The sequence below is a fragment of the Xenorhabdus anantnagensis genome (genome assembly GCF_028598555.1).
In the GTDB taxonomy this organism is placed as follows: domain Bacteria; phylum Pseudomonadota; class Gammaproteobacteria; order Enterobacterales; family Enterobacteriaceae; genus Xenorhabdus; species Xenorhabdus anantnagensis.
The window spans coordinates 65,524-86,828 of record NZ_JAQRFN010000008.1; the positions used below are offsets into that span (position 1 = coordinate 65,524).

Annotated in this window: 22 protein-coding genes; 9 read left to right on the forward strand and 13 right to left on the reverse strand. The window is 42.3% G+C overall.

Annotated features, from left to right (window positions below; translation table 11 throughout):
• Nucleotides 1-31: 31 nt before the first annotated feature.
• From PSI14_RS08115 to rfaQ, 3 genes are read right to left on the reverse strand one after another with little or no spacing between them, the layout of a single operon-like run.
• Nucleotides 32-1,135 carry a glycosyltransferase gene (locus PSI14_RS08115; protein ID WP_273575439.1) on the reverse strand — a complete coding sequence of 368 codons (1,104 nt, stop codon included), beginning with the start codon at nt 1,133-1,135 and terminating at the stop codon, nt 32-34.
• Entirely contained in the window at nt 1,132-2,262 is a 1,131-nt protein-coding gene (locus PSI14_RS08120) for a glycosyltransferase family 4 protein (RefSeq protein ID WP_273575440.1), read from the reverse strand. The genes PSI14_RS08115 and PSI14_RS08120 overlap by 4 nt, the downstream gene beginning before the upstream one ends.
• Complete coding sequence (gene rfaQ, locus PSI14_RS08125) at nt 2,262-3,323, reverse strand: putative lipopolysaccharide heptosyltransferase III (protein WP_273575441.1); 1,062 nt, start codon at nt 3,321-3,323, stop codon at nt 2,262-2,264. The genes PSI14_RS08120 and rfaQ overlap by 1 nt, the downstream gene beginning before the upstream one ends.
• Nucleotides 3,324-3,546: 223 nt before the next feature.
• Here rfaQ and waaA point away from each other — a divergent pair, with 223 nt between their 5' ends.
• From waaA to coaD, 3 genes are read left to right on the forward strand one after another with little or no spacing between them, the layout of a single operon-like run.
• Complete coding sequence (waaA, locus tag PSI14_RS08130) at nt 3,547-4,824, forward strand: lipid IV(A) 3-deoxy-D-manno-octulosonic acid transferase (protein ID WP_273575442.1); 1,278 nt, start codon at nt 3,547-3,549, stop codon at nt 4,822-4,824.
• Complete coding sequence (locus tag PSI14_RS08135) at nt 4,824-5,633, forward strand: glycosyltransferase family 2 protein (RefSeq protein ID WP_273575443.1); 810 nt, start codon at nt 4,824-4,826, stop codon at nt 5,631-5,633. Before waaA ends, PSI14_RS08135 begins: the two co-directional genes overlap by 1 nt.
• A complete protein-coding gene (gene coaD, locus PSI14_RS08140; protein ID WP_273575444.1) occupies nt 5,599-6,081 on the forward strand; it encodes a pantetheine-phosphate adenylyltransferase in 483 nt (160 codons plus the stop codon). Before PSI14_RS08135 ends, coaD begins: the two co-directional genes overlap by 35 nt.
• Before the next feature lie 42 nt (nt 6,082-6,123).
• On the opposite strand, the gene mutM is transcribed toward coaD, so the two are convergent.
• The 8 genes from mutM to radC all read right to left on the reverse strand — a co-directional run bounded on the left by mutM (nt 6,124) and on the right by radC (nt 13,202).
• Nucleotides 6,124-6,945, reverse strand: coding sequence for a bifunctional DNA-formamidopyrimidine glycosylase/DNA-(apurinic or apyrimidinic site) lyase (gene mutM, locus PSI14_RS08145; RefSeq protein ID WP_273575445.1), 822 nt, complete (start codon nt 6,943-6,945; stop codon nt 6,124-6,126).
• 107 nt (nt 6,946-7,052) lie between these two features.
• The gene (locus PSI14_RS08150) at nt 7,053-8,231 is read right to left on the reverse strand and encodes a glycosyltransferase family 4 protein (RefSeq protein ID WP_273575446.1); all 1,179 of its coding nucleotides are present in this window, start codon (nt 8,229-8,231) and stop codon (nt 7,053-7,055) included.
• Nucleotides 8,212-9,333, reverse strand: a complete 1,122-nt coding sequence (locus tag PSI14_RS08155) for a glycosyltransferase family 4 protein (protein ID WP_273575447.1) — start codon at nt 9,331-9,333, stop codon at nt 8,212-8,214. The genes PSI14_RS08150 and PSI14_RS08155 overlap by 20 nt, the downstream gene beginning before the upstream one ends.
• Nucleotides 9,334-9,349: 16 nt before the next feature.
• Nucleotides 9,350-10,339: a glycosyltransferase family 9 protein gene (locus tag PSI14_RS08160; RefSeq protein WP_273575448.1), complete on the reverse strand. Its 990-nt coding sequence runs from the start codon at nt 10,337-10,339 to the stop codon at nt 9,350-9,352.
• Nucleotides 10,340-10,545: 206 nt separating this feature from the next.
• Complete coding sequence (locus PSI14_RS08165; RefSeq protein ID WP_273575449.1) at nt 10,546-11,664, reverse strand: glycosyltransferase family 4 protein; 1,119 nt, start codon at nt 11,662-11,664, stop codon at nt 10,546-10,548.
• Nucleotides 11,665-11,817: 153 nt separating this feature from the next.
• The gene (gene rpmG / locus PSI14_RS08170) at nt 11,818-11,985 is read right to left on the reverse strand and encodes a 50S ribosomal protein L33 (protein WP_010847629.1); all 168 of its coding nucleotides are present in this window, start codon (nt 11,983-11,985) and stop codon (nt 11,818-11,820) included.
• 11 nt (nt 11,986-11,996) lie between these two features.
• The gene (rpmB, locus tag PSI14_RS08175) at nt 11,997-12,233 is read right to left on the reverse strand and encodes a 50S ribosomal protein L28 (protein WP_038239873.1); all 237 of its coding nucleotides are present in this window, start codon (nt 12,231-12,233) and stop codon (nt 11,997-11,999) included.
• A gap of 276 nt (nt 12,234-12,509) precedes the next feature.
• Entirely contained in the window at nt 12,510-13,202 is a 693-nt protein-coding gene (gene radC / locus PSI14_RS08180; protein ID WP_273575450.1) for a RadC family protein, read from the reverse strand.
• A 307-nt stretch (nt 13,203-13,509) separates the two neighbouring features.
• Here radC and coaBC point away from each other — a divergent pair, with 307 nt between their 5' ends.
• The 3 genes from coaBC to slmA all read left to right on the forward strand — a co-directional run bounded on the left by coaBC (nt 13,510) and on the right by slmA (nt 15,980).
• A complete protein-coding gene (gene coaBC / locus PSI14_RS08185) occupies nt 13,510-14,754 on the forward strand; it encodes a bifunctional phosphopantothenoylcysteine decarboxylase/phosphopantothenate--cysteine ligase CoaBC (RefSeq protein ID WP_273575451.1) in 1,245 nt (414 codons plus the stop codon).
• Entirely contained in the window at nt 14,732-15,190 is a 459-nt protein-coding gene (gene dut / locus PSI14_RS08190) for a dUTP diphosphatase (protein WP_273575452.1), read from the forward strand. Before coaBC ends, dut begins: the two co-directional genes overlap by 23 nt.
• A gap of 190 nt (nt 15,191-15,380) precedes the next feature.
• Entirely contained in the window at nt 15,381-15,980 is a 600-nt protein-coding gene (gene slmA / locus PSI14_RS08195) for a nucleoid occlusion factor SlmA (protein ID WP_273575453.1), read from the forward strand.
• Between the two features lie 273 nt (nt 15,981-16,253).
• On the opposite strand, the gene pyrE is transcribed toward slmA, so the two are convergent.
• The gene (gene pyrE / locus PSI14_RS08200; RefSeq protein WP_273575519.1) at nt 16,254-16,895 is read right to left on the reverse strand and encodes an orotate phosphoribosyltransferase; all 642 of its coding nucleotides are present in this window, start codon (nt 16,893-16,895) and stop codon (nt 16,254-16,256) included.
• Nucleotides 16,896-16,996: 101 nt separating this feature from the next.
• The gene (rph, locus tag PSI14_RS08205) at nt 16,997-17,740 is read right to left on the reverse strand and encodes a ribonuclease PH (RefSeq protein WP_273575454.1); all 744 of its coding nucleotides are present in this window, start codon (nt 17,738-17,740) and stop codon (nt 16,997-16,999) included.
• Nucleotides 17,741-17,865: 125 nt separating this feature from the next.
• On the opposite strand from rph, the gene PSI14_RS08210 reads away from it, so the two are divergent.
• The 3 genes from PSI14_RS08210 (at nt 17,866) to PSI14_RS08220 (ending at nt 20,880) form a co-directional block, all read left to right on the forward strand.
• A complete protein-coding gene (locus tag PSI14_RS08210; RefSeq protein ID WP_273575455.1) occupies nt 17,866-18,729 on the forward strand; it encodes a YicC/YloC family endoribonuclease in 864 nt (287 codons plus the stop codon).
• Nucleotides 18,730-18,913: 184 nt separating this feature from the next.
• Complete coding sequence (locus PSI14_RS08215) at nt 18,914-20,185, forward strand: tyrosine-type recombinase/integrase (RefSeq protein WP_273575456.1); 1,272 nt, start codon at nt 18,914-18,916, stop codon at nt 20,183-20,185.
• Nucleotides 20,182-20,880, forward strand: coding sequence for a hypothetical protein (locus PSI14_RS08220; protein WP_273575457.1), 699 nt, complete (start codon nt 20,182-20,184; stop codon nt 20,878-20,880). The genes PSI14_RS08215 and PSI14_RS08220 overlap by 4 nt, the downstream gene beginning before the upstream one ends.
• Nucleotides 20,881-21,305 lie beyond the last annotated feature (425 nt).

Genomic DNA, 21,305 nt, shown 5'->3' on the forward strand with positions numbered 1-21,305 from the left:
AAAATATCTCAAGAAATAATACTCATAATAGTTATTGTTTTATCAAAGCTAAATACTTACCAAGAACAACTTCCAAATCGAATTTTTTATACATATCTTCCGTAATGACTGGTGGAATTTGATAAACCAATCGCATTTTTTCTGCTAATGAGTCAGAAGTCAGTTCAGACTTATATTGTTCCAATTCACCTACCATAATTTCACTAACGCCACCCGGACAATTCGTGCTAATAATCGGTGTATGACAAATCAGCGCTTCAATCAAAACATTACCCAATCCTTCGCTATCAGAACTTAATACAACAGCTTTGGCTCCTCGTATTACTGGTAATGGATTCGCTAAAAAACCAATTAGAAAAACTTTAGATTGCAACTGAAGTTCCTCAATTTTCTTCTTAATAGCTTTAGTCATCCCATCATCTCCCTGACCAGCGATCAATAACTTACAGGGAAGCTCAGCTTTGGCAAAAGCATCCAGTAATCGGTCGTGGCGTTTTACACTGTGGAAACGTCCTAAATGAAGAAAATAATTTTCATTGGAATAAGAGCTTATTTCCAAAGAACGTTTTTTTATTTCAGTTAGGTTGAATGGATTATAAATAGTAACCATTTTTTTAGGGATCAACGATAAATTTTCTTTCAAATCCAAACCAACGGCATCAGAAACACAAATTAAGTTACGATTTTTATAAACGCGTTGGATTTTCCATTTTTTAATCCAACGAGATAAGCCATTTTTATTCTCAAGATACGATTTTGAAAACACACCGTGAATACAAAACCATATATTCAAATCTGCCAATATCTTGGACTTTGCAACAATGCGATCCGTTTTATGTAAGTTAGATATCACTAACACAGGCGTACCTTTTTGAAGAAAGACTTTCGCCAGAACTCTATCCATAGATTGAGATCTACGAACAATTTCAGTCTGTCTTCTAAAAGGTCCTCTATAAGCATCAGCATCAATGATTAACTCAACATGCTCTGGAAGTGGATATTCACATTTGTCAGAAAGAGATAACAAAGTAATATCGAAACCCTTTTGTTGCAGGCCACTACACAAACGAATTGTAACATTCTCGGCCCCCCCTCCTGATAATCCATCAATGATAAATAGAATATGTCCTTTCATAGGGAAAGCACCTTACTATACAGGTCCGTTAACTGCTGAGATAAATAATCCGGAGTATAGTTCGCTATTTTCTCTTTTGATAACATTGAGGCTCTACTGGTTAAATGATCTGCTGGCACTAGAGAAATAGATTCAGCCAAAGCTGAAGTATCTAGAGCATCACACACAAATCCATTCTCGCCAGTAATAATGAATTCAGCCCCCCCACAAGTGTTACTTGTTATGACAGGTAAGCCACATGCCATAGCTTCCAAAATAACATTCGGGAAAGGGTCATATAATGTTGGTAATAATAATCCATCCACCATTTGATAAAATGGCAAAGTCTTTTTTTGTACACCCATAAATCTAATTCGCTCATGACAGCCAAGCGAATTAACCAACTGTTTATATTTATTTTCCTCTTTATCCTGACCAACCACAACCAGATAAGCATCTGTCATGCTGATAGCTTCTATAGCGGCTTTTAATCCTTTTCTTTCAAAACCTGAACCTACATATACAAAACATTTTGACTGTGCAGGAATGGCATATTCCTGCCTTAACGCAAGCCTTTCAGCTTCTCCGGTAGGAAAAAATTGTGACTGGTCAATGGCATTATAGATAACAGAGATTTTCTCATCGGGCAGACCAAAATCTTCCATCACTTCACGCTTTATCATCTGAGAATTGCAAATGACCTTTTTTAATTCAGGGGCAAGGTACATTTTTTTTTCAGCCTCCATAACATAGCGATGATAACGACTGGCAAAAAGCAATTTGCTTTTCCAAGATGGCAAGATCCGCGATCTTTGCAGCAACCAACGCCGATGAACCCCATCCCCTGCTCGGTACACATCACATCCAGCAATTCGCTCATGACTTTGAACGATATCGAATTTCTCCTTTTGCCAAATAAGTCTGGCGGCATCAGCAAATTTTTTCTCTCGACTAATCCGATCCCACTTAAAAGGGTTTGCCAAATGTATATGCCAATTAGGATTGCGACTGCCTTCCCAAGAGCGAGTAATGACGTTCAAGTCCAAACTGTCATTATTCAATGCCTCAAGTGCCCTAGAAATAAAACGCTCAGCACCTCCATCAGGCCGATATTTTTGCCGGACAATGGCAAGGCGCATAGGTTTCATTATAAATATCTCCGGGCAGCAGTAATCACGATATCAGTAGGGATAAAATCTAAATAACGAACATCTGTTTTAGTATCAATATCATCAGGATCAGGTAATTTACCGTAATTCCCCGCCCAAATCACTTCCCCATTAACACGCCATGGACGCCAGAAAACTAATTTAGAAGGCCCAAATAATGCAATACAAGGTGTTTTCAAAGCAGCTGCCATATGCATAGGAACAGAATCAACCCCAATAAACAACTTGGAATGGGCAATTAGTGCCCCAAGTTGGGGTAACGTAATCTGACCAGCTAGAGAGACAATATTTTCCTGATTACAAGTGGATAAAATTTCCTCCACCATCTCTTTTTCTCGTGGTTCCGTTCCTGATGTTACAACAATTGAATGCCCATCTACTTGTAAGGCGTTGATGATTTTACTCATCTTCCCCTCATTCCAACACTTGAAAAACCAGCGTGACGCCGGATGGATAACGATATACTTGTGATAAATTCCACCGGCATGCAAAAGATTTGATACCTGATGCCAATCATTCTCACTATAACTCATTGTTACATCAAAATTTATACTGGAAAGATTAATCGGTTTCAATGCTGATAAATTCTGTTCAACAACATGTAGAGTTTCTTCACCTTCAGTAGAAACCAAATCAGTAAAACAGACTTTCCATACCCAATTTTGTCGCTTGGGAAAATCAAAGGCGATGCGGGTTGGAGCACCAGAAATCTTAGACACCAGAGCACTGTACCACTGATCAGCAAGGTTAATAATGAGATCGTATTTTCTTTTCTTCAATTGATTCAGTAAACGCCAATGGTGAGCGATATAAGCTTTTATACCCTCCTTTTTCCACTGCCTATCTACAGAAAAAATATGGGATATAGCAGCGAAATTCATCAACATTGGCTCTGTTTCTTTGTACAGTAAGACATCAATCTCAGCGTCAGGAAAATTTTCTTTCAACGTATTCACAACTGGTGTGATAAGCAACGTATCACCATGATGTCTCAGTTTTATGATCAAAATCTTTTTAAATCGAGGGAATATTTTGCCCATTGTGTTTCCAATATTCGCGATTGAGGCAGAAATCTTATTACATTATATTCTAAAGATAGCAGCCTCCTCCCGCTATCTTTAGATATCAAGTAGATTCACCTAGCGCACCAGCGGTTCTTCTACGACCTCTTGGAAATAGGCGCGCAAGATATCCGCATTTTACACACTTTCTTCAAGCCAATGTGGTACTATAACCGCAGTCTATGTCAGTGAATTTGATAGAATGTTGCTTCGCTTATATCAGGTACTTCTCTACCTTATCCAACCAATTATTTGGTTACGTCTGCTGTTGCGCAGCCGAAAATCCCCTGCGTACCGAAAACGCTGGGGGGAACGCTACGGCTTCTGTGCCAAAAAGGTCACCCCAGGTGGGATATTACTGCATTCCGTTTCTGTTGGAGAGACATTGGCTGCCATTCCGCTAGTGCGGATCTTACGGCATCATTATCCTTTTTTGCCCATTACTATAACTACCATGACACCGACAGGATCTGAAAGGGTTCTTTCTGCTCTGGGCAATGATGTTAACCACGTATACCTTCCCTATGACCTGCCAGGTTCAATGAGTCGCTTTCTTGATCACATAAATCCAAAGTTAGTGATCATTATGGAAACCGAACTATGGCCGAATCTGATCACTCAGCTACACCAGCGGGAAATTCCGCTGGTTATTGCCAACGCAAGGCTATCAACCCGATCTGCGGCGGGATATCAGAAAATTGGCAGCTTCATCAAAACCGTTCTAAATAAGATCACATTGATAGCCGCACAAAATCAGGAAGATGGTGAACGCTTTATCGAATTGGGATTAAGACGTTCCCAACTTTCTGTTACTGGTAGCCTTAAATTTGATATCTCTGTTACACCAGAACTCGCAGCCAAAGCCGTCACATTGCGCCGCCAATGGGCACCTCATCGCCCTGTATGGATAGCAACCAGCACCCATGATGGGGAAGAAACGGTTATTCTGGATGCACATTGCAAACTGCTTAAACAATTCCCTGATTTACTGTTAATTCTGGTTCCCCGCCACCCTGAGCGTTTTGGTAAAGCCGCTGAGTTGACCCAAAAAGCCGGGCTGAACGCAGTCTTGCGTAGTGCCGATACTATTCCTGACGCCGATATACAAGTAGTTATTGGAGATACGATGGGCGAATTGATGCTCCTGTACGGTATCGCTGATCTGGCTTTTGTCGGGGGTAGCCTGATAGAACGTGGGGGACATAACCCACTGGAAGCGGCAGCCCATGCCATTCCGGTTATCATGGGGCCACATACATTCAATTTTAAAGATATCTGTGCCAAGCTGGATAAAGCGGATGGACTAATTACTGTTACTGATAGCCAATCATTAAGTTCAGCTATCAACAGCTTGCTGACAGACGAAGATTACCGACGCTATTACGGTCACCATGCAGCAGAAGTCCTGCATGAAAACCAAGGAGCGCTTCAACGCTTGCTAAAATTACTGGAACCTTATCTCCCTCCAAGGAGCCATTAATGATCGCGAAAAAACGTCTGTCCGTTGTCATGATCACCAAAAATGCCGCTGATTTGATTGCAAATTGCCTGCTTTCCGTGAATTGGGCAGATGAAATCATCGTCTTGGATTCCGGCAGTACTGACACAACTTGTCAAATAGCCAGCGAGATGGGGGCAAAAATCTACTCGAATACCGAATGGCCAGGCTTCGGTCGTCAACGACAGCTCGCACAATCCTACGCCAGCGGTGATTATATTTTTATGATTGATAGCGATGAACGGGTGACTCCAGAACTAAAAGCATCCATTGAACAGGTCTTGGCCAATCCTGACGATAATAAAGTCTATAGCTGCGCACGCCTTAATCTGTTTATGGGGCGATTCATGAAACACAGTGGCTGGTATCCCGATAAAGTGATTCGTCTTTATTGCCGTGAACGTTATCAATACAATGACAATCAGGTTCATGAATCCCTTGATACTCAAGGCGCAACTATCGTGACGTTAAAAGGTGATTTACGTCACTTGACCTGCCGTAACCTGATGGAATTCCAGCAAAAACAATTGAATTACGCGAGAGATTGGGCAAAACATCGCTACGAGCAAGGCAAGAAAACCCGTTATTTTTCTATAATCAGCCATACGCTGGGAGCATTTTTCAAAACTTGGCTATTAAGAGCAGGTTTTTTGGATGGCAAGCAAGGGCTAGTGTTAGCAATTGTGAATGCTCAATATACATTCAATAAATACGCTGCACTTTGGGAAATGACTCAAACAAAGAGTAAAAACAACGATGAAAAGAAAAGCGATTTATCCCGGCACTTTTGATCCTATCACTTACGGTCATCTTGATATCGTTACTCGTGCCGCAAATATGTTTGACCATGTTTTATTGGCTATCGCCAATAGTGATAGAAAAAATCCCATGTTCAATTTGGAAGAACGTGTTGCGCTGGCAAAAGAAGTCACGGCCCATCTGGAAAATGTCGATGTTGTTGGATTTAGCGAACTGATGGTTAATTTTGCTAAAAAGCAGCAGGCTAACATCTTAATCCGCGGAGTGCGTTCTGTTTCCGATTTTGAATATGAATGGCAACTTGCCAATATGAATCGACATTTTGTGCCAGAGCTGGAGAGTGTCTTTTTATTACCTTCTCAAACTCTGTCCTTCGTCTCATCATCCTTAATCAAGGATGTTGCACGCCATGATGGTGACATTTCATCCTTCCTGTCAGAGCCAGTTGCAAAAGCAATGTTAAAGAAGTTAGGTAAATAACATCATCATGAGGGGGCAATTATTTTCTGCCCCCAAATATGCCTAATGCTGACACTGACGGCAGAAAAATGTACTGCGTTGCCCCAATTTTACACTCTCGATTTTCGCACCACTTTTCTCACCACATTGTGGGCAAAGCTCACCTTTCTTGCCATAGACAAACAACTCCTGAGCAAAATACCCCGGTTTTCCATCAGATTGCAGAAAATCCTTCAGCGTCGTTCCACCTTGTTCAATGGAACGACGCAAGATCTGTTTGATTATATCGACTAATAGATGGGCTTCTTGCTGTGTCAACGAATTCACCGGACGTTCAGGCAAGATACGAGCAACAAACAGCGCTTCGTTGGCATAGATATTCCCAACACCAACGACAACTTTATTATCCATCAACCAAGGTTTGATCGCCGTTTTTTTATTGCGGGAAAGCGTGTAAAGGTATTCGCCATCAAACTGGTCAGAAAGAGGCTCAGGGCCTAAATGAGCCAGTACAGAGCACTCATTGAGATTATCACTCCACAACCACGCACCAAAACGCCGGGGATCGGTATACCGGAGAATTTTGCCATCAGCCATAATCAAATCAACATGATCATGCTTCGCTGGAGGCTGTTCATCCAACAAGATACGTAAACTGCCGGACATTCCCAGATGGATAATAATCCAGCCCTCCGGCAACTCAAGCAACAAGTATTTTGCCCGTCGCTGAACACTAAGAACTGGCCTGTCTGAAAGCGCCATGATTTGCTCGGAAACAGGCCAGCGCAAGCGTGAATTTCTGACCTCAGCATATTGGATCACATTCCCAACCAGATGAGGTTCAATCCCCCTGCGACTGGTTTCCACCTCTGGTAGCTCCGGCATACCGACTCCTTAAATAAGTTATCTACGACATTGTATCTGAGCAGATTACAATACCGTTTTCATGTATCATTTGCAGCCAGATTCGATTTGGATCACCGGAGAAATACTCACTGTGACAACTTTTCCGATATCACTGTCATAATTAACTTCGCACGCTGATCCCAGTTAAAACGTTCCGTTACCAGTCGTTGCGAATGGTCAACTTTCGCCATCATTTCATCGGGATGATTAATCAGCCATTGTATCTGTTCAGCAAAACTCTCGGCGTTTTCACTATCAGCAAAATTTACCGCATTTTCATCAACAGCATCGCGAATAGAAGGGAAATCAGAAATAACCACAGGCTTGCCCATGGCCATATATTCAAACAGTTTAAGAGGAGAAGTATAACGACTGCCTATGCTAGTTTTCGTCAGCGGCAGAACACAGATATCGCTATCAGCAATAACCTGAAAGCGTTTTCTGGGTTGAATAAAACCAAGGAAATTGACTTTGTCACTCACACCAATTTGTTCAGCTATTTGCTGCAATCGTTCAATTTGCTCAGTTGTACCACCCGCAATATTCAACTCAATGTTATCCAGGTAAGACATGGCTTTCATTACCGTTGGTACGCCTTTCCAACGATGCAAGCTCCCCAAATAAAGCACTTTTTTAGGAGGAATACTTTTGAGATCACGATTGGAAAGAGTTTGCTTAGCTAGTTCAACCGCCAGAATATCAACGCCATCGGATGCCACAACAATTGGTGTTGTAACACTATATTGCTTATAAATATCTTCTCGTAATAACGAAGTCAGGGCAAAGATAGCCTTAGAACTATCATAAACCTGCTGTTCCATTTCTCTTAACTTATGATATTTACGTTGGTTTTTACGGTTGAGTAAATCATGGGATTCTTTAAATGACTGAGAAAATACTTCGTGGCTTTCAAAGAAATGAGGAATATCTGGATGATTGCGCAACAGGTAATTAGCCATTTTGAGATTACGGGTAAAAAGAGCATCAACCTGATACTCTTTAAGCCATCGAGAAACCTGCAAATCAAACAGTTTCTGAGTATTTAATGGGAAATACCATTTTCTACGTATATTGTGCAGAGCAATTAATTCTACAGAAGGCGGCAACGACCTACCAAGAATATCTTCAACTTGGCTTTGGCCTTTTGGGGTAATCAGATAGACACGATATCCCTGTCGGGCAAAAGCATCTACATTCTGCAAAATTTGTAAGGACGCAACCCGATAATCAGGCACAGGGTAAGGATCAATATACGCAATTTTCATTATTTTTTGTCGCGTTCAATAAACGGCTAGCAGAATGTTCCCAAGTGTACATTGATTCAATCCTCTGACGCGCAGATTTACCCATACCTTCTCCTCTATCCGGCAAAGACAAAAGATGATTTACCGCATCAGCAATAGCCACAGCATCTCCCGGAGTGACCAAAATACCAGCACTCCCTTCGTTGCCAACCACCTCCGGTATTCCACCAATATAACTGGCAATTACAGGCCGCCCACATGCCATTGATTCTGCAATAGTAATACCAAACGCTTCATCACCAATACTAGGAAAAATACCAGCATCTCCCGCTGCATAAAATTCAGGTAATTGATCATGACCAACTGAAGAATGAAAAATGACAGATCTTTGCAACTGTAAAGCAGAGACTCGCTTTTCAAGCGATTTCAACTCTTCACCTTCACCAATAATCAATAATTTTACATCTTTGTCCCGCAGCAAAGCCATTGCGTCAATAGCCACTTTCATGCCTTTCCAGCCAACCAGTCTACCCGCGAACGTTAACAAGAACGTTTTTTCATCGATACCTAATCGAGTTCGGACATCAGAATCAGCAGGCTTAAATTTATCGATATCCACTCCATTATAAATAACGCTCGGAAATTGCTTGAAGTGGTGATGAATCTGCCAGGCATTGAAATGGCTGCACGCAACCCATGCAGATATTTTCTTACCTAATAACCGATCCCCTTTAAAAAAACTGGTTCCACCACTCATATAGCAAAACCGGGTATGGGATATTTTAGGCATCATTCTGGGCCAGAAAAAATCAAAAGGTTTCGTCAAAATCACCCAATCAAAATTTTCAGCAATAACGATTTCACGGGCATGACGAGCGAAAGAGTAACGTTCAACAATGCGTTGAAAACGACGCCCGATGTTAAGCACGCGCGCTCTAGGAATAAAAGGGAAGGTATGAATATGGATATTTCTTCCACCCAATGCAGGCCGAACATCACCACTACCACCGAAAATATGGACCTCATGCCCCGCATCTGTCAACGCCTTGGCTAACTCCCAAACTGCGGTTTGAATACCACCGTAGGACATGGTAACGGTAACATCGATAAATCCTATCTTCATTTTGTTCATTATCCTTTCATTCATTTTCCAGCAAATTTTGAACAGAATGCCAGACTTGATCTATGGATATCGCTGACATTGTATCTTGACGAGAGGCCTGTCTATAATCTATAGGATGTTCAATTACGACTAATTTCGGATGTTGTTGAGGTGCAAGAAAACGTCCAGGATGAAAACTGTGATATAAAGCAACCATTGGTATTCCCAATGCTCCAGCCAAATGGGTCGTTCCTGTATCAACACCCACATACAGATTAAGTTGACTCATAATTGCCGCGTTCTGCCGCATCGTAGTCTTACCAGCCAACGATGAACATCTGTTTGTACCCAATTTTTCAACCAGCATCCGTGCACTGTTTTCACCATCTTTACTGCCTAGCAGCAAAATATGCGCATGCGGATAATCACGATAAATACGTTGAGCTAATTCGTAAAAGTGTTCTACAGGCCAATCACGATAGGCTTTTGCTGGAAAACTCTGTAACTGAAAACCAATTCTTAATTGCTGTTCAATCCCTTGCTGATGAAGAAAATTTCTGGCGTATGCCTCTTCACATGGGCTTACACAATATTGCAAACGCCAGTCACTGACTTCAACCCCGAGTGGATTAATTAACAATGCTCTTTCCTGTTGTGCAGGCATCAGTTCGTCAGGCCTTGCAACAACATACTCATTTGGTTTTGCATCAGAAACATCCGCAAAATAAACGGTTAAATTTGCTATGCGTTTGGCGTATTGCAATAAGGATTTATCGTGACCATATACCAATGCCAAATCATACTGCTGACGAGAAAGCCAGCCACACCATCTGGCTTTACCTTTTGAGAAATTTTTCAACTCATTAATTGAATCAATGTTTTCAAGGATTTCTTTTGTTTTTTTATGCACAAATATATCAATATTTGATTCCGGCCACTTTTCTTTCAAAGCACGGATGACCGGAGTTACCAGCAGTGTATCGCCAAAACGGGCAATATTGATGATTAAAATCTTTTGGGGTTGCATAATAATGAATATTAATTTATCAATCCAAGGATTGGTTCTTTAGGCACTATACAGCAAAGTTATTCAATGTTCTATTTGCTGTTAAAAAACACTATAGGCACAAAAAATAAAATGAAATAAATTTCATTTCAAATGGTTAAACAAAAAAATAGCGATTATTTCATCAATATGGATAAAAACAATATAAACAAAAAATAAACAAAATATCATCGCTTGCTTTCTATACTGCGATAAAAAATAGACTCCATTTTGTCTAACATATTAGACATACTAAATAAGTGAATCGCCCGTTTCAGGGAAGCTTCTCCCATTTGTAAACGCAGCCCTGCATCATGCATTAATAAATCTAATTTTTCTGTTAATTGTTCGACATTTTTAGGTTCGATAATATACCCTGTATCTCCATCAATCACAGCTTCTGTAATTGCTCCCACTGATGTAGATACAACAGGCAATCCACACGCCATTGCCTGCATGATGCCTTGAGGTACACCTTCATTACCAAACGAGGGTAGAGCAAAGATATCCATTGCGTTTAAGCAATCAGGGACATCCTGACGATTGCCAAGAAAAATGACACTTTCTGTCAACCCTTCCCGCTGAACCTGTGGTTCTAAATTCTTTCTCTGGGGGCCATCCCCTACAAACAGCAATTGCCAATCAGGGTAACGTTGATGAAGAATCTTCCAGCTATCAAGCAGATAACGATGTCCTTTCCACGTTCTCATTGTGGCAACAATACCCAGGGTTGGCTTGTCTTTAATGCCAATACGCTGACGATTCAACGATTTGTTTTCAGGATGAAAACGTAACAAGTCGATCCCTGTCGGTACAGAAGTCATGTGAGAAAGTGGGTAATCATTATGTACATGCAGATACTGACGCAGTTTTTCCCCTGTTGTCACAATATGCTGTCCAGCATGCAAATACAGCCAACGAGTTGCAATGGATTTTGAAACATGAGTCGAGACATGACGGGTGCGGACTATCGGCGGCATATCTTTTAAAGTAGTGCATGCCGCAGCCACTAGCCAAGAATCAGTAGAACTGTGGGTATTGATCACATCAAATTGACGGCCTTCTGTCTCTAGCCAACGGCGCATTACCCGAAAACAGGAAAGACGTTTTTTTTCAATTGGGAGGGCAACAACAGGCACACCATAATGATGGGCTTCACGGTACAAAGTTGAAGTTGGACAACATACGATAACCACATGGTGTCCACGTTGTATCATGCCCTGAGATTCCGTCAGGATACGAATCTCCTGCCCTCCCCAGCCACACGATGATTCTGTATGTAAGATATTCAAGGTCTTTCTAGCCATTAAAGCCACGCCTGACGGTTTATATTAAAAAAGCGCTAGTATAGCTGAACAGTGTATGACGTCCACACATAACCCGATTTGAACTATCGTGATGCGATCTACAGACATAAAAAAACCCAGCATAATGCTGGGTTTTTTTATAATCCGCTAAAATTATTTAATTTTAGCTTCTTTGTACATTACATGCTGGCGAACAACTGGGTCGAATTTTTTCATTTCCAGTTTTTCAGGCATAGTACGCTTGTTCTTCGTAGTGGTATAGAAGTGCCCTGTACCAGCAGAAGAAACCAGCTTGATTTTATCGCGAATACCTTTAGCCATTTTTCAGCTCCTTAGTACTTCTCACCACGGGCACGCAGTTCAGCCAGAACTGTGTCGATACCCTTTTTGTCAATCACACGCATACCTTTAGCAGATACACGCAGAGTTACAAAGCGTTTCTCAGACTCAACCCAGAAACGATGAGAGTGCAGGTTAGGCAGAAAACGACGCTTAGTCGCATTTAATGCGTGGGAGCGGTTGTTACCACTCACCGGGCGCTTGCCAGTAACTTGGCAGACTCGGGACATGTCTATTCTCCAAAAATCAAATCAGCTCGAGCTTTGTATTGGGTGTGACCGCCTCGTCAGGCTTAGGAGCCCATCTCAGCAAACTTTCTTTACTGAAAAGAACGTTACCGAAAAGAACGTCACTGAAAAGACACACATTTTCTCAGCAAAAAATATACTGAGATAGGCTCTTCTCGCCAAACCCAAGATCCTCAAAGGTGGCGTAGTATACGCCCTCATTCGCTGATGCTCAAGTCCCGAACAACTAAGATCTGATCGTATAGCGAAAAAACCGTACTAAATCCAACCTCTTTCCATAAATGAGACGCAATATTGCTTGCCAATAACGATATGATCCAAAACCTTAACCCCCACCAAGTCACAAGCTTCAATAATTTTTTCTGTCACCAACTTATCAGCCAGACTAGGCTCTGGATTACCTGAAGGATGATTATGAGCAAGAATAATTGATGCAGCATTCACTTTAACCGCCTGTTTCACAATTTCACGCGGATGAACTTCAACCTTGTTTATCGTTCCTTTAAACATTTCATCATGGCAGATGACTTTATTCTGGTTTGTCAAAAACAGCACTACAAATACTTCCCGATCTTGCCAAGACAATAAATCCTGCAAGTAATTCTGGGTCATCGTGGGACTGCTCATGATATCTTCGTGGATAAACTGACTGGAGAAAAATCGTTTTGCCAACTCAGATACCGCCTGCAATTGCACGTACTTGCATTGCCCCATACCCTTATGTGCACAAAAATCAGCGTAATCAGCGGATAAGAGATGATAAAGCGAGCCAAATGATTTCAGCAAATACTCTGCCATTTGCACGACAGGAATGCCTCTGGTTCCCGTGCGCAAAAAGATAGCCAATAACTCTGCATCGGTTAGGGAAACAGCCCCATAAGCCAGTAATTTCTCCCGGGGAGGAAGATTTAAATGCAATTCATCACTTCTTTCTATTACCGTGAAATCCATAACACGCCCCCCCTTCAATGTCCTTTGTTGTCCTATAGTTCCCCATGACAATGGGAGCCATCAATCAATATTTACTCGATTTACTCGCCCGCTATCCTTATTCACTCACGCTCCGACTATATTCACACCCCTCATTCACATTTCTACTATCCCATGATGAAAAAATCATCGCCAGCCCGACTTGCATGGCTTGCGCAGCGCTTCGCAAACTTGTCATTTTTGACTGTCTAAATAGGGACGATTCTCAACTCAATATTTTCTTATGGTAGAATCTTAAGGAATTGAAACTTACATCTGGACAATCAAAATGACAGGATTTTCCGGCACACAACTTTCTGATAATCAGCTTTCTGGCAAGCGTATCGTCCTTGGAATCAGCGGAGGGATCGCCGCTTATAAAACGGCCGAACTCGTGCGCCGTTTGCGTGAACGTGGTGCTCAGATACGCGTCGTCATGACCTCAGCAGCACAAGCTTTCATCACCCCACTGACCTTACAAGCGGTATCTGGTCATCCCGTCTCTGATGATCTTCTAGATCCTGCGGCAGAAGCAGCCATGGGACATATCGAGCTGGCAAAGTGGGCTGATTTAATCATTCTCGCGCCCGCCACTGCTGACCTGCTGGCTCGCTTAACCGCAGGCATGGCGAATGATTTAGTCACCACAATCTGTCTGGCTTCCGCTGCACCTATTGCGGTTGCACCTGCAATGAACCAACAAATGTATCGTGCACAAGCAACCCAACATAACCTGAAGGTACTTAAAGAGCGCAATGTATTGATTTGGGGCCCAGATGAAGGCAGTCAAGCATGCGGTGATGTTGGACCCGGAAGAATGTTGGAACCCATGGCGATTGTCGAACGGGCAACGCAACATTTCAGCACCGAGCCAGATTTTTCTGGTCTACGTATCACAATTACCGCAGGACCAACCCGTGAGGCCTTGGATCCCGTCCGTTTCATCAGCAATCACAGCTCCGGAAAAATGGGATTTTCCATTGCACAGGCAGCAGCAGAACGTGGCGCAAAGGTGACATTAATCGCCGGTCCCGTTAATTTACCGACACCACAAGGTGTTAAACGCATTGATGTCAGTAGTGCGTTGGAAATGCATGAACAAGTTCAAGCTACAGCGGCCTCACAGAATATCTTCATTGGTTGTGCTGCCGTGTCTGACTATCGTTTCAAGCAAATTTCGACAGAGAAAATCAAAAAACAGGGTGATGAAATCACATTTACACTCGTGAAAAATCCTGACATTGTAGCGAGCGTTGCCGCAATGGAAAAAGCTCGTCCATTTGTCGTTGGATTTGCAGCCGAAACCCAGAATGTGGAAGAATACGCCCGCGGAAAACTCAAGCAGAAGAATCTGGACTTGATTTGCGCGAATGATGTATCCCTGGCCGGACACGGTTTCAACAGCGATACTAATGCATTACATCTATTCTGGCATGATGGCAGTATCCATTTACCTCACAGTGGTAAATTACAACTTAGCCACCGCTTATTAGACGAGATACTCAAACGCTATGATGAAAAAAATCGACGTTAAAATCCTTGATCCCCGCATCGGGCAAGAATTTCCCTTACCGACTTATGCAACACCCGGCTCTGCGGGTTTAGATTTACGCGCTTGTCTGGATAATGCAGTGGAATTGGCTCCTGGCCAAACTGAACTTCTGCCAACCGGGATTGCTATCCATATTGCCGATGAACAATTGGCTGCCGTCATTCTGCCTCGTTCTGGCCTGGGCCACAAACATGGCGTTGTTTTGGGTAATTTGGTGGGGCTTATCGACTCAGATTATCAGGGACAATTAATGGTTTCTGTTTGGAACCGTGGTAATAAAACTTTCCTCATCGAACCTGGTGAGCGCATCGCCCAAATGGTTTTTGTGCCCGTAGTACAGGCTGAATTTAATTTGGTTGAAGATTTTTCGACGAGCCAGCGCGGCAGTGGTGGTTTCGGTCATTCCGGTCGTCAATAATTTTTCATAAGGCCTGATACCGTCAACCGATTTTCATATTTTTTGTCCACAATGTTTTTGACTGCAATGTTTTTGCCTAACATGTTCTCGCCTAACATAGTGACTGACAAAAGCATTGTTTGTCAGCAATAACGTTGTGGCAAAAAGTAGCTCGATTTGTTTTGCTGTTTTAGCAGGGGTCTTATCAGACATGGCAGAAAAAGAACGTACAAAAAAGAAAAATAGACGCGAAGAAATCTTGCAGGCTCTGGCACATATGCTGGAATCCAGTGATGGCAGTCAGCGCATTACTACTGCAAAACTCGCCGCAAACGTTGGCGTTTCTGAAGCAGCTCTTTACCGTCATTTTCCGAGCAAAACCCGGATGTTTGACAGCTTGATTGAGTTTATTGAAGATTCCTTAATTTCACGTATCAATCTGATCCTGCAAGATGAAAAGGACACTATCACGCGCATTCGGTTAATCCTCGCCCTTCTTTTAGGTTTTGCGGAAAAAAATCCGGGACTAACCCGCATCATGACCGGCCATGCTCTCATGTTCGAGCAAGACAGATTACAAAATCGCATCAACCAGCTATTTGAGCGAATTGAAATGCAACTTCGTCAAATTTTAAAAGAGAAAAAAATCCGTGATGGACAGGGATTCAATTATGACGAGACCGTGTTGGCATCACAGTTACTGGCGTTTTGTGAAGGGATGCTCTCCCGTTTTGTTCGCTCTGAATTTCGCTATCGCCCGACAACTGAATTTGAAGTACGCTGGCCATTGATATTGACCCAGCTGCAATAAACTACCACGGCAATAGCTTATCGCGGCATCATAAATTCGCGCCTTGTATATAGAATGATAACGTGCGGTTTTTTATTAAATTATTTTCTATCAAATTGTGTTAGCATGTTCCAACTCATTGAGTTCACGATTAAGTGGCTCAATAATGGCACCCTTATCGTAATCCCTACCAATATGCGGATGCCATTTCTACTACTCACCCCGCCCACTTTTGGGCGAGGGATTTTTTTATCAGTCTATCGTTCGTTACCAACTAGCAACGTTTACTCACCATCAAATACCATATTCTTTGCGATAAGCTTCCACAGCTTCCAGATGGGATTGCATCTCTGGATTTTCACGCAAATAGCTCACCAAATCATTCAAAGTAATAATGGAGAAAACTTGGCAATCGTAGTCACGTTCAACTTCTTGAATGGCAGAAAGTGTTTCACGTCCACGTTCCTGACGATCCAGACACAAAATCACCCCAGATAGAGTTGCCCCGTGCTGCTTAATGATTTCCATCGATTCACGAATCGCCGTACCTGCTGTAATAACATCATCCACGACCACGACATTACCTTGCAGAGGGCTACCAACCAGTGATCCACCTTCGCCATGATTTTTGGCTTCCTTGCGATTAAAGCAATAAGGCATATCAATATCATGATGGTCAGCCAATGCCACTGCGGTAGTCGTCGCAATCGGAATTCCCTTATAAGCCGGCCCAAACAGCAAATCACACTTAATTCCGCTATCCAACAATGCTGCCGCATAGAAACGACCAATTAATGCCAAGTCACGCCCGGTATTAAACAGACCCGCATTGAAAAAATACGGGCTTTTACGACCAGATTTCAGCGTAAACTCGCCAAATTTCAGCACCTGTTTTTTCAATGCCAGCTCAATAAATTCGCGCTGATAGGCTTTCATTGGAATTTCTCCTCTTTGATTCTTGTCATTCATTACGATATTGCAGGTATATTGATTGCAGACATAAAAAAGGCGACTCATTAAGTCGCCTGCTTCATTTATTATTTTAATGGATCTTGTTCTAACGCATCTCGCTGCGCTTCGAAAATAGTTTCCAATCCCTCTTTTGCCAATGAGAGCAGTGAGAGCAACTCATCATGACTGAAGGGTTCACCTTCTGCCGTGCCCTGCACTTCAATCATTCTGCCGTCATCCATCATGACGATATTCATGTCAGTTTCAGCCGCAGAGTCTTCAACGTACTCCAGATCGCAACGTCCTTCACCCTCAACGATTCCAACAGACACTGCCGCCACCATCGCTTTCAGTGGGCTTGCTTTCAGTTTGCCATCTGCAACTAACTTATTCAGAGCATCAACCAATGCCACACAAGCACCAGAAATAGCTGCGGTACGGGTACCACCATCCGCTTGAATCACATCACAATCCAGCGTAATGGTAAATTCACCCAGCTTTTTCAAATCGACGGCAGCACGCAATGAACGTGCGATCAGGCGCTGGATTTCCATCGTACGGCCCGTTTGCTTGCCTCTAGCAGCTTCACGGGCATTACGGCTATTGGTTGCCCGTGGCAACATACCATATTCAGCAGTGATCCAACCCTGCCCCTGACCTTTCAGAAAACGTGGAATTCCTTCGTCAACGGAGGCATTACATAACACTTTGGTATCCCCAAATTCCACCAAAACAGATCCTTCTGCGTGTTTGGTGTAATGACGGGTCATTTTAATAGGACGCATCTGCGCCGCTGTTCTTCCTGCTGGACGCTTTCCTACTAAGCTCATAATGTGATCTCCGTTGTTAATACATTATTGGGGGCGCATTATACGGTCTAAAGTGGCGAATGCCTATCCTGCATCTACACGGGGCGTTATAATCCGTCCATCATTTTGTAAATTGGGAACGAATTATGATCCGTAGCATGACCGCTTTTGCGCGGCGAGATATCAAGGGAGACTGGGGGAATGCAGCATGGGAGCTGCGTTCCGTCAATCAGCGTTACTTGGAAACCTATATTCGCCTGCCAGAACAATTCAGAAGCCTTGAGCCTGTCATCCGTGAGCGCATTCGTTCCCGCCTGACGCGTGGCAAAGTGGAGTGCAACCTGCGTTTTGAGCTGGATGTCAGTGCCCAAAGCTCCTTGATTCTGAATGAAAAGTTGGCAAAACAACTGGTCGAAGCAGCAAATTGGGTTAAACAACAAAGCAGTGAAGGTGAAATTAATCCAGTGGATATCCTACGCTGGCCAGGCGTGATGTCCGCAGAAGATCAAGATTTGGATGCCATCAGTACACAATTGCTGGCGGAATTGGATCTGACACTGGATGCCTTTATCCAGAGCCGTGAAACTGAAGGGCAAGAGCTCAAGGCACTGATTGAACAGCGTTTAGATGCAGTAACCGTGGAAGTGGTTAAAGTTCGTCAACAAATGCCAGCAATCCTGCAATGGCAGCGAGAGCGCTTACAGACCAAACTGGAAGAAGCACAAATTCAGTTGGAGAATAATCGTCTGGAGCAGGAACTACTTTTATTGGCTCAGCGTATTGATGTGGCAGAAGAATTAGATCGTCTGGATGCCCACATTAAAGAGACACGTAATATCCTGAAGAAAAAAGAAGCCGTCGGCCGCCGACTGGATTTTATGATGCAGGAATTTAACCGCGAATCGAATACATTGGCTTCAAAATCAATTAATGCCAATGTGACGAATTCTGCAATTGAGTTGAAAGTGCTGATTGAACAGATGCGCGAGCAGATTCAAAATATTGAATAGTGTTTCTTAGCATTTCAGAGAAAATCATAAAGCCAGATATATATTGTTATATCTGGCTTTTTTACTATCAGAGCATTGCAGAGCGAATCACAATAGCGCATGATTATTGGGTACACCTAGGTGTACACCTTGGATGTTAGAAATTATTTTAGGTGTACCCTACTTAGTAATGGGAGATAACTCAATGCCAAAACTCACAGATAAGCAGATCAGGGCATGGATAAAGTCAGGGGAAAGATTCGAAGGTAGAACAGACGGGAATGGCTTATATCTGAGCTATAGAGAAAACTATAAAATTCCTGTATGGCGTTTCAGGTATAAATTTGCGGGTAAACGCAGATCCGTATTGCTTGGTTCATATGTTGATATATCCCTTGCTAAAGCCAGAGAGATAACAAAAGAATTATCTGCCCGTGTGTCACTAGGCTATGACGTTGCGATGGAGAAACAGGAACGCAAAGCCGAAGCACTGGCAAAAATTGAAGCTGAAAAGAATGCTATCAAAGTTTCAGACCTAGCAGCCGAGTACTTCGAGCGCCAGATACTTCCTCGCTGGAAACACCCCGACATATTACGCAGACGTATAGATAAAGATATTAACCCGCGTATCGGTGACATGAAGATCGAGGATGTTAAACCCTTCCATATTGATGAAATACTAAAAAGCATCGTTGATAGAGGCGCACCAACCATAGCAACAGATGTTCTCAGATGGGTCAGACGCATATTTGATTATGGTATCAGGCGTCAGATCATTGATGTTAACCCCTGTTCAGCGTTTGAAGTTGCGGATGCAGGCGGGAAAGAAGTATCACGCGATAGATGGTTAACCAGAGAAGAACTAATCATTGTTCTGAGAGCGTTCAGAACATCTACAATCAGCCGCCAGAATGAAATCAGCTTTAAGATACTACTTGCTCTATGTTTGCGCAAAATGGAGCTATGCGCTGCTCGTTGGGAGGAATTCGATTTTGCTAATGGTATTTGGCATTTTCCAGCAGAACGTAGCAAAAACGGTGATGCGGTAGATATTCCTCTATGTCCACAAGTTATCGATTGGTTTATGGAATTAAAACCAATGTCTTGTGGTAGCCAGTACGTTCTACCAGCAAGAAAAATGCAACACCGCATGATCCCACATATTCAGGAAACCACCCTACCCGTTGCACTTGCCAAAGTAAGACGTACATTACCTGCTAGCATCCCTAACTTCACGATTCACGACTTTAGACGCACCGCCAGAACCCACTTAGCCGCATTAGGTGTTGATCCGTTTGTGGCTGAACGTTGTTTAAATCATCGTATAAAAGGGGTTGAGGGCATTTATAACAGGCATGATTACTTTGATGAACGCAAAGCCGCGTTAGCTCAATGGTGTGATTTGCTGATAACGCTAGAGAACGGCGAGGGTTACAACATTACTCCAATAGAAAAAATTAAAAGGAAATTTGTATGACAGTACCTGAAATTGATGTATTAAAGCTATTTGCCTTACAAGGAACTGCGACGCCTAATGCTGTAGCCCTTTCAATCTTTGGATTAGATCCTTATACATCAATGACAAACATACCAGAAGAATATTCAGAAAATGTTCGTAAGGTAAGAAGTGCTATTTTAAGTAATGTGAACTCCCTCAGCTTGTTTCAGGACAAAAGAAAACACACAAGCGATGTGATTGACTCTGATATTGTGTTTGGTGCTGCATATCAATATATGAGCTTAATAGAAAATATCCCAGAGGTTATTGCATCAAGAATAGAGCAAGCTTTAGACAATATATACAAAGAGCACAAAAAAAATGGTGGATGGGAGGAGTATATTAAGGTCTTTGGTGGACGGGCATTAGTTGAGGAAATAGCACTACAGAATAAAAAAGGTCAGGGACAATATCGAAAAAATGATGAGCAAAAAGGAACTTATAAATTAATTGGATTGCTTGTATTACTGCTTCAAGAAAAAAGCATAAACGGCTGTCAGCCATCAGACCATTACGGCGCAATAGGCGATCCCATTAAACAACACATATACGATGACATCAAAGAGTTAGTTAAAAATATGGAAAGGCCTGATTTTTTAGTTTTGGTTGGACGATCCGCATTCTTTAACAAACTAAGCGATGCTGATTACTATTTAAATGGACAAGATGAGTAGTTAGCTCATTAAACAATGGGCTGTTAAATCATCATAAACCTACATGAGAATATTATTGCTTACACAGTAAGCAATAATGATAAATGATGATAAATGATGGCGGTCAGTGATGGACAGTAACGAGCAATAACGGGCGACATTGGCTAATGTTACTTAGTTTTATCAGGTTTTATCCGGTTTTGTCCGGTCTTAGCCAATATATGACATGGCGTTGACATGATTTGCCAACCCTACTCACTATTATTATAAGAAACCCACATAATGGATTGATATTTATATATTATTTTTGCATTTTTAGATTTTGGCTATAATTTTCAAGCTTCCATTATTCGACTAATTTTTCAATGGATTAAAAAAGTTTCAATGGATTTGATAATTGTTTCAATGGATTCCATTCTTGATGGATATCGTAATTCTCAGCCTCT